The following is a 14171-nucleotide window of genomic DNA, read 5'->3' on the forward strand; positions in this document are numbered from 1 at the left end:
AACGGCCACATGCTCACTGTTCACTGGGAACTGGGAACTGTTCACTCAGAACGCTTCCCATAAGGCAGATGAACACAACGCGAGTACCCAAATGGCAAACTACCCCCAATCCGTGAAACTCGTCGAGGTGGGCCCCCGCGATGGCCTGCAGAACGAGGCCGAGCCGATACCCACGGCGACCAAGCGTGAGCTGATCCATCGCCTGGCCGGTGCCGGCCTGCCGGTGGTGGAAGCGACCAGTTTTGTCAGCCCAAAGTGGATTCCGCAGCTGGGCGATGCCGCCGAGCTGTTCCCGTCCATTGAGCGCAAGGCGGGTGTTCACTACCCCGTGCTGGTACCCAACATGAAGGGCATGGAGCGGGCGGTGGAAGCCGGGGTGGAGGAAGTTGCCGTATTCACCGCAGCCTCGGAAAGCTTCAACAAGAAGAACATCAATGCCTCCATTGCCGAATCCCTGGAACGCTTCGAGCCGGTCATGGCGCTGGCGCAGGAAAAGGGTATTCGGGTGCGGGGCTATGTCTCCTGTGTGCTGGGCTGCCCCTATGAAGGGCATATCAAGCCACAGGCCGTGGCGGAGGTCAGCGAAAAGCTGATGGAAATGGGCTGCTATGAGGTGTCCCTGGGCGACACCATCGGCTCCGGCACACCGCTCAAGGCACAGACCATGCTGGCCGCCGTGGCCCAACGCGTTGCCATGGACAGGCTGGCCATTCATTTCCACGATACCCGCGGCCAGGCGCTTGCCAACATCCAGGCCTGCCTGGAACTGGGGGTGGCCACGGTGGATGCCTCGGTGGCCGGTCTGGGTGGCTGTCCCTATGCCGACGGTGCCTCCGGCAACGTGGCCACTGAAGACGTGGTCTTCATGCTGGAAGGCATGGGCATCAACACCGGCGTGGACCTGGAAAAGCTCCACGCCACCGCCGTCTGGATCAGCCAGGAACTGGGCCGGGAGCCGGCCAGCAAGCTGGGGCGAATCCCGGTGGAGAAGGCCATCGCGCCTCTCGGCTGGAAATAAACCGAAAAGCACCTGTAGGAGCGAATTCATTCGCGATCAAGGCCATCGGGTACCACGGCAAGCTCAACGTGGAATCGCGGATAAATCCGCTCCCACGGCTTCTTTTATCGCGAATGAATTCGCTCCTACGGTAGATACACCTGTTTTGAATGCAATCCATCGAAGGAGAACACAATGAAATTCGAAAACCTGAATGCCGTCATCAGCGGCGGTGCCTCCGGGCTGGGTTTTGCCACGGCCAAGCGCTTTGTGGAAGCCGGCGGTTCGGTGGCGCTGCTGGACGTGAACGAGGAACAGGGTCAGGCCGCGGTGAAGGAACTGGGCGACAAGGCCATCTTCGTGCAGACCGATGTCACCTCGGAAGAGGCCGTGAACGGCGCGGTGGCCCAGGCGGTAGAGAAGTTTGGCCGCATTGATGTGGCCGTTGCCTGTGCCGGCATCATCGGCGCCGGCAAGGTGCTCTCCCGCAAGGGTCCCATGCCCAGTGATTTCTTCGCCAAGGTCATTTCCGTCAATCTCGTGGGCACCTTCAACCTGTTCAAGGCCGCTGCCGAGAAGATGGCCGAGAACGAGGCCCGCGAGGATGGCGAGCGCGGTCTGCTGGTAAGCACCGCCTCCGTGGCTGCCTTCGAGGGCCAGATCGGCCAGGCCGCCTACTCCGCCTCCAAGGGCGGCGTGTCCTCCATGATGCTGCCCATGGCCCGCGAATTCTCGAAGATCGGTGTGCGTGCCGTGTCCATCGCCCCCGGGATCTTCTACACCCCGATGATGGAAGGCCTGCCGGAAGAGGTGCAGGAATCGCTCAACAAGCAGATCCCCTTCCCCTCCCGCATGGGCAAGCCCGAAGAGTTCGGCCAGATGGTCGAGGCGGTGTGCGAGAACATCAACCTCAATGGCACCACCATCCGCCTGGACGGCGGCATTCGCATGCAGGCGAAATAATCGCTTGATCGAAACCCGCGTAGGAGCGAATTTATTCGCGATCCAGCCTATCGGCTGCCTCGGCAACTGAACGTTGGAATCGCGGATGAATCCGCTCCTACGGGGGCGTTGATGAAGCAGTATAGCTTGTCGGCTGCCGCTGCATTACCATCCCCCCATGACCAAACCCGTCGCCCTCATCGTTGATGACGAGCCCGACATCCTGGAGCTGCTGGGTCTGACCCTGGAGCAGATGGATGTGGACACCGTGCCTGCCAGTGACCTGGCCTCGGCTCGTGCCGCCCTGGAGCGGCATCATTTCGACCTCTGTCTCACCGACATGCGCCTGCCGGATGGCGACGGCATGGAACTGCTGAGCCTGATGCAAGATGCCCACCCGGATGTCCCGGTGGCGGTCATTACCGCTCACGGCAATGTGGAAGCGGCAGTGAAGGCACTCAAGGCGGGAGCCTTTGACTTCGTCTCCAAGCCGGTGGACCTGCAGGACCTGCGGGCCCTGGTGCGGACGGCGCTCAAGCTGCGCGGCGGGCCGGATCAGGATGCCGATGATGACGGCGTCGATGCCGGCAGCCGTCTGATCGGCGACAGCAGCGGCATGCAGCACCTGCGCCAGCTTATCCGTCGGGTCGCCCGCAGTCAGGCACCGGTACTCATCACCGGGGAATCGGGCACCGGCAAGGAACTGGTGGCGCGCCTGGTGCACGAACAAAGTCCGCGGGCCGATGCCCCCTTCGTGCCGGTGAACTGTGGCGCCATCCCCGCCGAATTGATGGAGAGCGAGTTCTTCGGCCACCGCAAGGGCAGCTTCACCGGGGCCACGGCGGATCGGGATGGCCTGTTTCAGGCCGCCCAGGGCGGCACCCTGTTCCTGGACGAAGTGGGCGAACTGCCCTTGGCGATGCAGGTCAAGCTGCTGCGGGTGATCCAGGAACGCGCCGTTCGCCCGGTGGGCGGTCGCGAGGAAATCCCGGTGGATGTGCGTATTCTCAGCGCCACCCATCGCAACCTGGCCAAGGCCGTTCAGGCCGGCGAGTTCCGCGAGGATATCTTTTATCGCCTGAATGTCATCGAACTGCAGGTGCCGCCCCTGCGCGAACGCATGGCCGACCTGGCCATGCTGGTGGAATCCATCCTCGCCCGCCTGGCCTTGCGCCTGGAAATGAACAAGCCCGACGTCTCGCCTGAGGCCTGGCAGAAACTTTCCGCCCACCACTTCCCGGGCAATGTCCGGGAGCTGGAAAACGTGCTGGAACGGGCCATTACCCTGTCCGAGGGCGGGCGCATCGGCGCCGAGGATATCTTCATCAAGACCCCGGCCCGCAGCACCGGACCCGGCCTCGCGGAATGGGTTCTGCCCCCGGACAATGGCCAGAGCCTGCCGGAATTCCTGGAAGACCTGGAACGGGAATGTATCCGCCGCGCCCTGTCCCAGTGTCGCTACAACAAGACCGAGGCCGCCCAGCGCCTGGGCATGACCTTCCGCCAACTGCGCTACCGGATCAGCAAGCTGGGCCTGGAATCGGAATGAACCGATTCCGACCGCCACGAGTCGCGACTGCTTGCCTGGGCAGGTTCCTTACATAATTCCACTAGCAGCCCCGTGGTGGACAATTTTTGTCAGTCCCTGCCGAATTTGGTCAGTAAAATACAACAAGGGGGGCAAAATTGTCGCTCCTCCGGGGGTTTCTTTCTGGCACAGGCTTTGCTTAATATACAGGCAGAGGTGGCAAGCACCTTGAATACCCCAGATAACGGAACCTGTCCTGAGGAGGTCCTGATGAAAATGCAACAGCAAAAGGGTTTCACCCTGATCGAACTGATGATCGTGGTCGCGATCATCGGCATCCTGGCGGCCATCGCCATTCCGCAGTACAACATCTACGTTGCCCGCACCCAGCTGCAGGAGTCCAACCAGCTCCTGAACGGTCTGGCCCCCGACATCGAAGACTGTGTGGCCCGCCGTGGCTTTGATGCCTGCAGCACCCGAAACGGTTACCAAAGTCGGGAAGAGTTTGCTGAAGTGCTGGGTGTGCAGACCGATGGCCAGCACGGCGCCATCACGGACGTCGAGTGGAGTGGCGACCAAGTAGACATCACCTACGCCATTGGTGACGACGGCATTCGCAATGAAGCCACCTCCAATCACCCGGAACTGGACAACGTCACGGTAACCTGGACCTACGCAAACATTGCCGATGCCGGCGACGCCCCCCTCTACGAGTGGCACTGTGACGGTGGTGACGGCGTTTCCGGCGGCAACGCGACCGACGCCGGCTGGCGTGAGCGTTATGTCCGCGGTCTCTGTGAGCCCGATTAATCCAGGCTGATTAATCACCGGGTTGAGACCTGAACAGGGTTGATACCCAGGCAGAATGCCCCCGCCTCGGCGGGGGCATTTTTTTGGTCAGGCCCCGGAAGCCGGGCCACCCCGGAATTTACTTTCCCCGCTGCCGGTAGGCAGGGGCGCAGGCTTGTTGTAATCTTGTTTGCATAGCTACCTGATTTCGGGGCAATTACCATGTCGGCAACCCAGAACAAACTACGCCTGAGCGGCCTGGCCCGACGGCTGGTGAATGACGGGCTTCTCAGCGAGGAGGCCGCGGGCGCCGCCAATCAGGCCGCGGTCAAGGCCGGGCAGTCGCTGATCAGCCATCTGGTGGCGGAAAAGAAGATGGATGCCCGCACCCTGGCCCACCTGGCTTCCGAGGAATTCGGCGCGCCCCTGCTCGACCTCTCGGTGATGGACCTGTCTCAGGCCCCGGTCAAGGATGTGGAGGAAAAACTCCTTCGCCGCCACCACGCCCTGCCCCTGTTCAAGCGGGGCAAGCGCCTCTTCCTGGGCCTCTCCGACCCCACCAATCTCCAGGCCCAGGACGAAATCAAGTTTCATACCGGCTGCATGGTGGAGCCGGTGGTGGTGGAGGATGACAAGCTCATGCAGGCCCTGGACCGGGCCTTTGAAAGCATGGACGACGCCCTGGGCGACTTCGATGACGATGAACTCGACCTGGAGGTTGGCGCCGACGAAGAGAAGGATGATAGTGGCGCGGTCAGTGCCGCCAGCGATGCCGACGATGCGCCGGTGGTGCGTTTCGTCAACAAGGTCTTGCTGGATGCCATCAAGCAGGGGGCCTCGGATATCCACTTCGAGCCCTACGAGAAATTCTACCGGGTCCGCTTCCGCCAGGACGGGATGCTGCGGGAAGTGGCCAAGCCACCGGTCAATCTCTCCACCAAGCTCGCCGCCCGCCTCAAGGTGATGTCCCGACTGGACATTTCCGAACGGCGCATCCCCCAGGACGGGCGCATCAAGATGAAGCTGTCCAAGAACCGGGCCATCGACTTCCGTGTCAGCACCTGCCCGACCCTGTTCGGCGAGAAGATCGTGATGCGTATCCTCGATCCCAGCAGCGCCATGCTGGGGATCGATGCCCTGGGTTATGAAGAACATCAGAAGAATCTTTATCTGGAAGCACTGGAAAAACCCTACGGCATGATTCTGGTCACCGGCCCCACCGGTAGCGGTAAGACGGTGTCCCTCTATACCGGGGTGAATATTCTCAATACCCCGGACCGCAATATCTCCACCGCCGAAGACCCGGCGGAAATTCAGTTGCCCGGGGTCAACCAGGTCAACGTCCAGCCCAAGGTGGGCCTGACCTTCGCCGCCGCCCTGCGCGCCTTTCTGCGCCAGGATCCGGATATCATTCTGGTGGGTGAGATTCGTGACCTGGAAACGGCCGAGATTGCCATCAAGGCCTCCCAGACAGGCCACCTGGTGCTGTCCACCCTGCACACCAATGATGCGCCCAAGACCCTGTCTCGACTGGTGGACATGGGGGTGCAGCCCTATGCCATTGCCAGCTCCGTGACCCTGATCATCGCTCAGCGCCTGGGGCGCCGTCTGTGCAGCAATTGCAAGAAACCGGTGGACATCCCCAAGGAGGCCTTGCTGCGGGCAGGGTTCAGCGAGAAAGAGGTGGATGATGGTCTCAAGCCCCTGGGCCCGGTGGGCTGTGAGCAATGCAATGAAGGCTACAAGGGCCGGGTGGGGATCTACCAGGTGATGCCGGTCACCGAGAACATCGGTCGGATCATCATGGAAGGCGGCAACTCCATGGACATTGCCAAGGTGGCCGAGGAGGATGGTGTCCAGGATCTGCGCCGTTCCGGGCTGAACCGGGTGGCAGACGGCACCACCAGTCTGGACGAAATCATCCGCGTGACCACCGATTAAGACAGACCGTCAGAACATGGGAAGCCATTCCCGGAAAACTGTTATGCTGTGTGAGCAAGACCCACGACCGTCCCCCAGCCGGGGCGGCTCAGCCTGTACGGGGAAGATGTGATGGCCAAGGCAGCGAGCAAGACCAAGCCCAAGAAGGAGTACAAGTTCAAGTGGGAGGGCACGGACCAGAAGGGCAACAAGGTGTCCGGCACCACCACGGCGGGCTCCGAGGCGGCTGTCAAGCAGGAGGTGCGCCAAAAGGGCATCATCCCCGCCAAGGTACGTCGGGAGAGCGCCCTGGCCGGGATTGGCAAGGGCAAGAAGGTGAGCGCTGCCGACATTGCCATCTTCTCTCGCCAGATGGCCACCATGATGAGTTCCGGGGTGCCCCTGGTGCAGTCCTTCGAAATCGTCGGACGAGGCAGTGACAACCCGAAATTCCGGGACTTGATGCAAGCCATTCGCGAGGACATCGAAGCCGGCACCAACCTGGCCGACGCCCTCGCCAAGCACCCCCAGCACTTCGACAAGCTCTACATCAATCTGGTCCGTTCCGGTGAGCAGTCCGGTGCCCTCGAGGCGCTGCTGGACAAGATTGCCACCTACAAGGAAAAGACCGAAGCCCTCAAGGCCAAGATCAAGAAGGCCCTGTTCTACCCGGCCGCGGTCATGGTCGTGGCCATCATCGTCACGATTATTCTGCTGATCTACGTGGTGCCCCAGTTCGAGGATCTGTTTGGTGGCTTCGGCGCCGATCTGCCCGCTTTCACCCGGATGGTGCTGGATCTCTCGGAGTTCGTTCAGACCCGGGGGTGGATGATACTGATTGGGGTTGTTGCGGTAATCAGTGCCCTCATTACTTTGAAAAAGCGCAGCCCGGCCTTTCAGCGCCTGATTGACCGCATGGTCCTCAAGATCCCCCAGCTCGGCCCCATCATGCAGGATGCGGCCGTGGCGCGCTTCTCCCGCACCCTGGCGACCATGTTCAGTGCCGGTGTGCCGCTGGTGGAAGCATTGGAATCAGTGGCGGGGGCCACCGGTAATGTGGTCTATGAGGAAGCCATTCTCAAGATGCGGGATCAGGTCGCCACCGGCCAGCAGCTCAATGTGGCCATGAATGAGGTCGACCTCTTCCCCAACATGGTGACCCAGATGATCTCCATTGGTGAGGAGGCCGGTTCCATCGACACCATGGCCTCCAAGGTCGCGGATATCTACGAGGAGCGGGTGGACAATGCCGTTGACGCCCTCTCCAGTCTTTTGGAGCCGCTCATCATGGCGGTTCTCGGTGTCCTCGTGGGTGGTCTGGTGATTGCCATGTACCTGCCGATCTTCCAGATGGGCTCCGTCGTTTAAGGGAAGTTCCCAGTGAACAGTTCCCAGTGAACAGTGGGGTCGCGGCCGCTAGAATGCTGTGAAACTCCGGCTGAAGCCGCACAAGACGCTGCCCACAGGTGGCAACTGCCTGGCAGAAAGCTGTAGGCTTTTCGGCTGGCACGGCCGGCTGTTCACTGGGAACTGTTCACTGGGAACTCTTTTATGATCGAATTTCTGTCTGCCTTTCGAGCCGAATTCACATGGGTATTCTGGTTCGGGGTGGTTGCCTTTGGCTTGATTGTCGGCAGTTTCATCAATGTGGTGATCCATCGCCTGCCCATCATGATGATGCAGGGCTGGCAGAGGGAATGTGCCGAACTCCTGCAGTGCCCTGACAAGGCCCCCACCGAGTCCGACCGCTATGACCTGGTCAAACCGCGCTCGGCCTGCCCGGGCTGTGGCCGCATGATAAAGGCCTGGGAGAACATCCCGGTGATCAGTTTCCTCCTGCTGCGGGCCCGCTGCCCGGGCTGCGGCATGCGCATTTCCCTGCGTTACCCCCTGGTCGAGATTCTGGTGGCGGTGCTTACCACCGGCGTTATTCTGGCCTTCGGTCTCAGTCTCCACAGCCTGGCCATGCTGCCCCTGGTCTGGGCCCTGGTGGCCATGAGCTTCATCGATCTGGAGCACCAGTTACTGCCTGATCAGCTCACCCTGCCCCTGCTGTGGCTGGGGCTGGTGATCAGCCTCCATCCCAGTGCGCCACTGGATCCCGGCCAGGCAGTGATCGGCGCCGCAGTGGGTTATCTCTCCCTTTGGTCGGTCTACCACCTCTTTCGCCTGCTCACCGGCAAGGAAGGCATGGGCTATGGCGATTTCAAGCTCATGGGCCTGCTCGGCGCCTGGATGGGCTGGACGGTGATTCCCCTGGTGGTATTGCTGGGATCCGGGCTGGGGGTGCTGGCGGCCATTGGCATGGCCCTGGCGGGACGGACCGTACGTGACCGGCCCATGCCTTTCGGGCCCTATCTGGCTGGCGCCGGACTGGTCGCCCTGCTCTGGGGCGATGCCATCATCAGCGGCTATCTGCGTTTCTCGGGCATCTAGGCTCGAATCCGGGACATGGCCACAAACGGACAGAAGCAGCCCCCCTTGTGGATTGCCCTGACCGGCGGCGCCGGCAGCGGGAAGTCGGCGGTGGCGGATCATTTGCGCTCCCTGGGTGTGACCGTCGTCGACACCGATCAACTGGCCCGGGAAGTGGTGGCGCCGGGTGAAGCAGGCCTGGCCGCGGTGGTGGCCGCCTTTGGTGATCAACTCTTGACCGCGGATGGTGAACTGGACCGCCGACGACTGCGGGAGCAGATCCTTGCCGATGACAATACACGCCATCGGCTGGAAAGCATTCTTCACCCCTTGATCATGGAGCGCCTGACAAGACAGCTGGCACAGGCCGAGGGACCCTATGCCGTGGCCGAAATTCCGCTGCTGGTGGAATCCGGGCAGCAGGAACATTTCGATCGCGTGATTACCGTGGAAGCCCCCATGGCCGAGCGGATACAGCGGCTGATGCAGCGCGATCAGGTGGATGAGTCGGCGGCCCGCCGTCTGATTGCCGCCCAGGCGGATGAGTCGGCACGACGGGCCATCGCCGACCAGGTCATCGAGAATGATCAGGATCTGGCTGCCCTGAAAGAGCGGGTCGAGGCACTCCATCAAGAACTGTTGTCATCAAGACTTTAAAAACTTCCCCCGCTCCGGGAGAATACCCGCGCATGAGCGCCGGCAGCAGTCATTCACGCATTGTTTTCGAACAGCCCTTCAGCGAACAGATCCGGACCTTTCTGCGTCTGGAACACCTGTTTCGCCGGGCCCGTCATGGCCTGTCACGCCAATCACCCTGGGATAGCCTGAGCGGCGCCGAGACCGTGCTGGAGATCCTGGCCCTGCTGGGCCGCGGCGATGTTCGCCGCGCCCTCCTAAAGGAAACCGATCGCATCAGCCAGGCCCTGCAGGATTACAGTCATCGGGACGGCGTGGACGAGACACGTCTGGCGGGGGTACTCGAGGAACTTCGTACCGTTCGGGAGAACCTGGGCCGGGACCAGATATCCCCGGATCGGCCACTGCGTGAAAATGATTTCCTGGCCATGATCCAGCAGCGGCTGAGCATCCCGGGCGGCACCTGCGGCTTTGACCTGCCCCGCCTGCATGCCTGGCTCGAACTGGCCGCCGATCAACGCAAGCCCGAGCTGGCCGGTTGGCTGGACCAGCTCAGCCCGCTGGAGGACGCGGTGCGGGAGCTGCTGCAATTGATCCGTGGCAGTGCGGTGGAACAGCCGGAGTTGGCGAAGCGGGGGTTCTACATGCAGTCTCCCAGCGGTAGCCAGGACTGTCGGATGGTTCGGGTGGTGGTCCGGGAGGCCGGACTCTACCCGGAGATCAGCGGCAACCGGCATCGTTTCACTGTCCGCTTTCTTAAATTGGGCGAGCTTGCAGGCCAGGCCGAACCGGTGGCGGAGGATGTCAGCTTCGGACTCGCCCTTTGCCAACTTTGAATGGAGCCCCATGAGCAAGACGCCAATACAGGTCAATTGCCCCCATTGCGGCCGCAAATCGACTTTCAGCCCGGACAACCGCTGGCGTCCCTTCTGCAGCGAACGCTGCCGCATGGTGGATCTGGGGGAGTGGTTCGAGGAAGAAAAACGCATTCCCGAGGATGCCCCGGACTGGCCCGAATCCGGGCACGATTAGGCTGGCTCGCCGGAGAGCTTCCCTAAGCGAACAGCTGCCTGCCCAGACCGCGTATGGCGGCGATGCCCTGGATGCTCTGCTGATGGAGCGCGGGCAGATCCGCCACCCCCATCCCGCCGATGGCGTAGACCGGCAGGCTTGCACTGCCGGCCAGGGCCAGGAAGCGATCCATCCCCAAGGGCTCGGCCCCGGGATGGCTGGGGGTGGGCCGGACATGGCCGAGTGTGACGAAATCGGCCCCCAGAGCCTCTGCATGGCGCAATTCCGCCTCATCGTGGCAGGACACGCCCACCAAGCCGGGTCGGACCACAGGGCGGCTCTCAAGACCTGCTGCGAGCCGTGCCGGCAGGTGGACACCATCGGCCTGGCACTTTTCCGCCAGGCCCGGATCGCCATTGATCAGAACACTGGCGCCCGCCGCTCGGGCCCGTGCCACCGCTTCCTTGGCCGCCACCTGCCCCCCCGACTGCCGCAACCAGTCTCCTCGCAACTGGATCAGGGAAATACCCCGGCGGGCGGCCGCCTCCACACCGGCGACCAAATCCTCGAGGCGGGCGAAATCCGGTGGCGTCACCAGATACCGGTCAGGCAGGCGAGCGGCGGTGACAATGGGGGTGTTGGCGGCGAGAAAATCCAGCCGCGACAGGGCTTCCGGCGCAAACCAGTCGAATTGCTGGCCCTCGAGGGCTCGTGGTGCCCCTTCCCAGGCGGTGACCAGCCAGACATCCAGGTCCACCGCAGGGCCGTCGGGATAGTCATGCTGGATGCGAATCAGCGGGCGGCCCTCAACAAGGTGGAGATCCAGCTCCTCGCTCAACTCCCGGACCAGGGCGGCCCAGCGTCCTTCCCCTGGCTCCCGCTTGCCGCCGGGAAATTCCCAGCGCCCGCTCATGCTCCGTCCGGCCGGGCGAGTGGATACCAGTATGCGTCCGTCCTGATCTCGCAGGACGGCGGCAACAATGCGCAAGCGTTCACCGCGAGCCATGGGGAGTCCTAACAGCGGGTTGGAACGATTTCGGGCGCAGCCCCGGGCAGGCACCCGGGGCTGACCGCTCGGCCTAGCTCAGCTTGCCGCAGCAATGCTTGTACTTCTTGCCCGAGCCGCAGGGACAGGCCTCGTTGCGGCCAACCTTGGGCTGGTCACGGACGACCGTCTCCGGACGCTCCTGACCGGGCTGGGCCCGACCACCCGCCTGGCCGGCGGCGGCCGCACCGCCGCCCGCCGCCGCGGCAGCGGTGGCGCTGCCGGCCGCGGCATGCTGAAACTGCAGCCGGCTTTCATCCTGACGGCGCTGCTCCTCCACGGCCTGAACGTCCTGCTGGTCCCGTACCTGAACCTTGGCCAGGATGCTGATCACCTCTGCCTTGTAGCGCTCGAGCATGTCGGCGAACATGGCGAAGGCTTCCTTCTTGTATTCATGCTTGGGGTTCTTCTGGGCGAAACCACGCAGGTTGATGCCCTGGCGCAGGAAGTCCATGGCGGCCAGATGCTCCTTCCAGTGGTTATCCAGTACCCGCAGCATGACCGCCTTCTCGAAGTGCCTCAGCACGGAGCTGCCGACCAGCTTCTCTTTCTCCTGGTAGGCCTCGTCGGCGGCAGCGATGATCCGCTTGCGCAGCCCTTCTTCGTCCAGCTCGTCGTCTTCGTCCAGCCACTGCTGAAGGGGCAGCTTGAGATGGAAGTCCCGCTCCAGTGCCTCGGTCAGCCCGGCGATATCCCACATTTCCTCCAGGCTCTCCGGGGGCACATAGGTATCGATGGTCTGGTTGACCACATCGTCCCGAATACCTTCCACGGCCTCAGAGACGTCATCCGTGGACATCAACTCATTGCGCTGCTCGTAAATGACCTTGCGCTGGTCGTTGGCGACATTGTCATATTCCAGCAGGTTCTTTCGAATATCGAAGTTATGCTGTTCCACCTTGCGCTGGGCATTCTCGATGGTCCGGGTCACCCAGGGATGCTCAATGGCTTCCCCTTCCTTCATGCCCAGGCGCTGGAGAATGGACTTGACCTTGTCCTTGGCGAAGATCCGCATGAGGCTGTCTTCAAGAGACAGATAGAAGCGGCTGGAACCAGGGTCACCCTGACGACCGGAACGACCACGCAACTGGTTGTCGATCCGCCGTGATTCGTGCCGTTCGGTACCGATGATGTGCAGGCCACCGGCTTCCAGCACCTCCTGGTGGCGCTGCTCCCATTGGGCACGGATCTTCTTGCGCTCTTCCTCGCTCTTGGCTTCTTCAAGCTGCTTGTCGGGATTGCCACCCAGAACAATATCGGTACCACGACCGGCCATGTTGGTGGCAATGGTCACGGCCCCGGGCATGCCGGCGTCAGCGATGACGTCGGCTTCCTTGGCATGCATCTTGGCGTTGAGCACGTTGTGCTTGATCTTGTGCTTCCTGAGGATGCCGGAAAGATACTCCGACACCTCGATGGAGGTAGTCCCCACCAGCACCGGCTGCCCCCGTTCGTGACAGTCCTTGATGTCCTCAATGATGGCCTGGTACTTGTCCTCCTTGGAGAGATAGACCAGGTCGGGCATGTCTTCCCGAATCATGGGCTTGTGGGTAGGCACCTGGACCACTTCCAGACCATAGATCTGATGAAACTCCACCGCTTCGGTATCGGCCGTGCCCGTCATGCCGGCCAGTTTCTCGTACATGCGGAAATAGTTCTGGAAGGTGATGGACGCCAGGGTCTGGTTCTCGGCCTGGATGCGCACCCCTTCCTTGGCTTCCACCGCCTGATGCAGACCGTCGGACCAGCGCCGCCCCGGCATGGTGCGGCCGGTGAACTCGTCTACAATCACGATGCTGCCGTCGTTGACCACGTAATGCACGTCCTTCTCGAACAGGGCGTGGGCGCGCAATGCGGCGTTGAGGTGGTGCACCAGATTCATGTTGGCGGCATCGTAGAGGTTCTGGTCGTCGCCCAGCAGCCCCATCTTCACCAACTCCTGCTCCACCGTTTCATGGCCTTGCTCGGTGAGGTGAACCTGGCGGGCCTTCTCATCCACGGTGTAGTCACCGGGATCGGTCTCATCCACTTCCCGCTTCAGCTTGGGGACCAGCTTGTCCATCTTGGTATAGAGATCGGTGGAGTCATCCACCGGCCCGGAGATGATCAGAGGCGTCCGGGCTTCGTCAATGAGGATGGAATCCACTTCGTCGATGATGCCGAAGCCCAGATCCCGCTGCGCCCGGTCATCGGCCCGGAAGGCCATGTTGTCGCGCAGATAGTCGAAGCCGAACTCATTGTTGGTGCCGTAAACGATCTCGCACTGATAGGCGGCACGCTTTTCCTGGCCGGGCTGGCCACCGCTGTAGATGACCCCCACGTTCATGTCCAGTGCGTTATAGACCGGCTCCATCCACTTGGCATCACGCTCGGCCAGGTAATCATTGACCGTGACGACATGAACGCCCTTCCCCGAAATGGCATTGAGATAAACCGGCAGGGTGGCCACCAGGGTCTTGCCTTCACCGGTCTTCATTTCGGAAATCTTGCCCTGGTGAAGGACCATGCCCCCGATCATCTGAACATCGTAATGGCGCAAGCCCAGGGTGCGCTTTGAGGCCTCTCGCACGGCAGCGAACGCTTCCGGAAGCAGCTGGTCAAGGCTTTCCCCCTTCTCGTGCCGCTCACGGAACTCCGCGGTCTTGGCCCGCAGGGCATCATCATCCAGCGCCTCGTAATCAGGCTCCAGGGCGTTGATGCGCTCCACATTGGTGCGCAACTTCTTGATCAGCCGCTCATTGCGGCTGCCGACGATCCGCTTGACGAGTTTTCCTAGCATGCTGTCCGTTCTGCCTCATTGAAAATGATCGAGGCCGACCCCGGTCGAGGTCGGCCCCTTGGAATCAGTGTCGGGCGGCCGCACGGCCGATGCGGGACAATTCCGCCCC

Annotated in this window: 11 protein-coding genes and 1 pseudogene; 10 read left to right on the forward strand and 2 right to left on the reverse strand. The window is 62.1% G+C overall.

The features are described 5' to 3' along the window. Positions 1 to 91: 91 nt before the first annotated feature. The 10 genes and pseudogenes from VCB98_RS03195 (at position 92) to VCB98_RS03240 (ending at position 10259) form a co-directional block, all read left to right on the forward strand. Positions 92 to 1018: a hydroxymethylglutaryl-CoA lyase gene (locus tag VCB98_RS03195; RefSeq protein WP_346050417.1), complete on the forward strand. Its 927-nt coding sequence runs from the start codon at positions 92 to 94 to the stop codon at positions 1016 to 1018. Between the two features lie 174 nt (positions 1019 to 1192). Continuing rightward, positions 1193 to 1960: an SDR family NAD(P)-dependent oxidoreductase gene (locus VCB98_RS03200; RefSeq protein WP_346050419.1), complete on the forward strand. Its 768-nt coding sequence runs from the start codon at positions 1193 to 1195 to the stop codon at positions 1958 to 1960. A gap of 157 nt (positions 1961 to 2117) precedes the next feature. Beyond that, positions 2118 to 3488 carry a sigma-54-dependent transcriptional regulator gene (locus tag VCB98_RS03205; protein ID WP_346050421.1) on the forward strand — a complete coding sequence of 457 codons (1371 nt, stop codon included), beginning with the start codon at positions 2118 to 2120 and terminating at the stop codon, positions 3486 to 3488. A 255-nt stretch (positions 3489 to 3743) separates the two neighbouring features. Continuing rightward, positions 3744 to 3855 (forward strand): annotated as a pseudogene (locus VCB98_RS14000) (prepilin-type N-terminal cleavage/methylation domain-containing protein); the annotation flags it as partial. Between the two features lie 623 nt (positions 3856 to 4478). Further along, on the forward strand, positions 4479 to 6197 hold the full coding sequence (gene pilB / locus VCB98_RS03215; RefSeq protein WP_346050425.1) for a type IV-A pilus assembly ATPase PilB: 1719 nt from the start codon (positions 4479 to 4481) through the stop codon (positions 6195 to 6197). 111 nt (positions 6198 to 6308) lie between these two features. Continuing rightward, complete coding sequence (locus VCB98_RS03220) at positions 6309 to 7544, forward strand: type II secretion system F family protein (RefSeq protein WP_346050427.1); 1236 nt, start codon at positions 6309 to 6311, stop codon at positions 7542 to 7544. A 183-nt stretch (positions 7545 to 7727) separates the two neighbouring features. After that, positions 7728 to 8612, forward strand: coding sequence for a prepilin peptidase (locus VCB98_RS03225; RefSeq protein ID WP_346050429.1), 885 nt, complete (start codon positions 7728 to 7730; stop codon positions 8610 to 8612). A 15-nt stretch (positions 8613 to 8627) separates the two neighbouring features. Then, on the forward strand, positions 8628 to 9248 hold the full coding sequence (gene coaE / locus VCB98_RS03230) for a dephospho-CoA kinase (protein ID WP_346050431.1): 621 nt from the start codon (positions 8628 to 8630) through the stop codon (positions 9246 to 9248). Positions 9249 to 9280: 32 nt separating this feature from the next. Beyond that, the gene (gene zapD, locus VCB98_RS03235; protein WP_346050433.1) at positions 9281 to 10063 is read left to right on the forward strand and encodes a cell division protein ZapD; all 783 of its coding nucleotides are present in this window, start codon (positions 9281 to 9283) and stop codon (positions 10061 to 10063) included. A 10-nt stretch (positions 10064 to 10073) separates the two neighbouring features. Further along, the gene (locus VCB98_RS03240) at positions 10074 to 10259 is read left to right on the forward strand and encodes a DNA gyrase inhibitor YacG (protein ID WP_346050435.1); all 186 of its coding nucleotides are present in this window, start codon (positions 10074 to 10076) and stop codon (positions 10257 to 10259) included. A 22-nt stretch (positions 10260 to 10281) separates the two neighbouring features. Here the strand turns inward: VCB98_RS03240 and VCB98_RS03245 are convergent, their stop codons facing one another. Both VCB98_RS03245 and secA read right to left on the reverse strand, forming a co-directional pair. Beyond that, a complete protein-coding gene (locus VCB98_RS03245) occupies positions 10282 to 11244 on the reverse strand; it encodes a Nudix family hydrolase (RefSeq protein WP_346050437.1) in 963 nt (320 codons plus the stop codon). Positions 11245 to 11317: 73 nt separating this feature from the next. Further along, entirely contained in the window at positions 11318 to 14062 is a 2745-nt protein-coding gene (secA, locus tag VCB98_RS03250; RefSeq protein ID WP_346050439.1) for a preprotein translocase subunit SecA, read from the reverse strand. Positions 14063 to 14171 lie beyond the last annotated feature (109 nt).

The sequence above is a fragment of the Natronospira elongata genome, from assembly GCF_034931365.1.
Lineage (GTDB): Bacteria > Pseudomonadota > Gammaproteobacteria > Natronospirales > Natronospiraceae > Natronospira > Natronospira elongata.

Excerpts from the sequence above, each read along its gene's own strand:
- secA (WP_346050439.1), bottom strand. The coding sequence starts at position 14,062 with ATGCTAGGAAAACTCGTCAAGCGGATCGTCGGCAGCCGCAATGAGCGG.
- VCB98_RS03195 (WP_346050417.1), top strand. The coding sequence starts at position 92 with ATGGCAAACTACCCCCAATCCGTGAAACTCGTCGAGGTGGGCCCCCGC.
- VCB98_RS03220 (WP_346050427.1), top strand. The coding sequence starts at position 6,309 with ATGGCCAAGGCAGCGAGCAAGACCAAGCCCAAGAAGGAGTACAAGTTC.
- VCB98_RS03245 (WP_346050437.1), bottom strand. The coding sequence starts at position 11,244 with ATGGCTCGCGGTGAACGCTTGCGCATTGTTGCCGCCGTCCTGCGAGAT.
- pilB (WP_346050425.1), top strand. The coding sequence starts at position 4,479 with ATGTCGGCAACCCAGAACAAACTACGCCTGAGCGGCCTGGCCCGACGG.
- zapD (WP_346050433.1), top strand. The coding sequence starts at position 9,281 with ATGAGCGCCGGCAGCAGTCATTCACGCATTGTTTTCGAACAGCCCTTC.
- VCB98_RS03200 (WP_346050419.1), top strand. The coding sequence starts at position 1,193 with ATGAAATTCGAAAACCTGAATGCCGTCATCAGCGGCGGTGCCTCCGGG.
- VCB98_RS03225 (WP_346050429.1), top strand. The coding sequence starts at position 7,728 with ATGATCGAATTTCTGTCTGCCTTTCGAGCCGAATTCACATGGGTATTC.
- VCB98_RS03205 (WP_346050421.1), top strand. The coding sequence starts at position 2,118 with ATGACCAAACCCGTCGCCCTCATCGTTGATGACGAGCCCGACATCCTG.
- coaE (WP_346050431.1), top strand. The coding sequence starts at position 8,628 with ATGGCCACAAACGGACAGAAGCAGCCCCCCTTGTGGATTGCCCTGACC.
- VCB98_RS03240 (WP_346050435.1), top strand. The coding sequence starts at position 10,074 with ATGAGCAAGACGCCAATACAGGTCAATTGCCCCCATTGCGGCCGCAAA.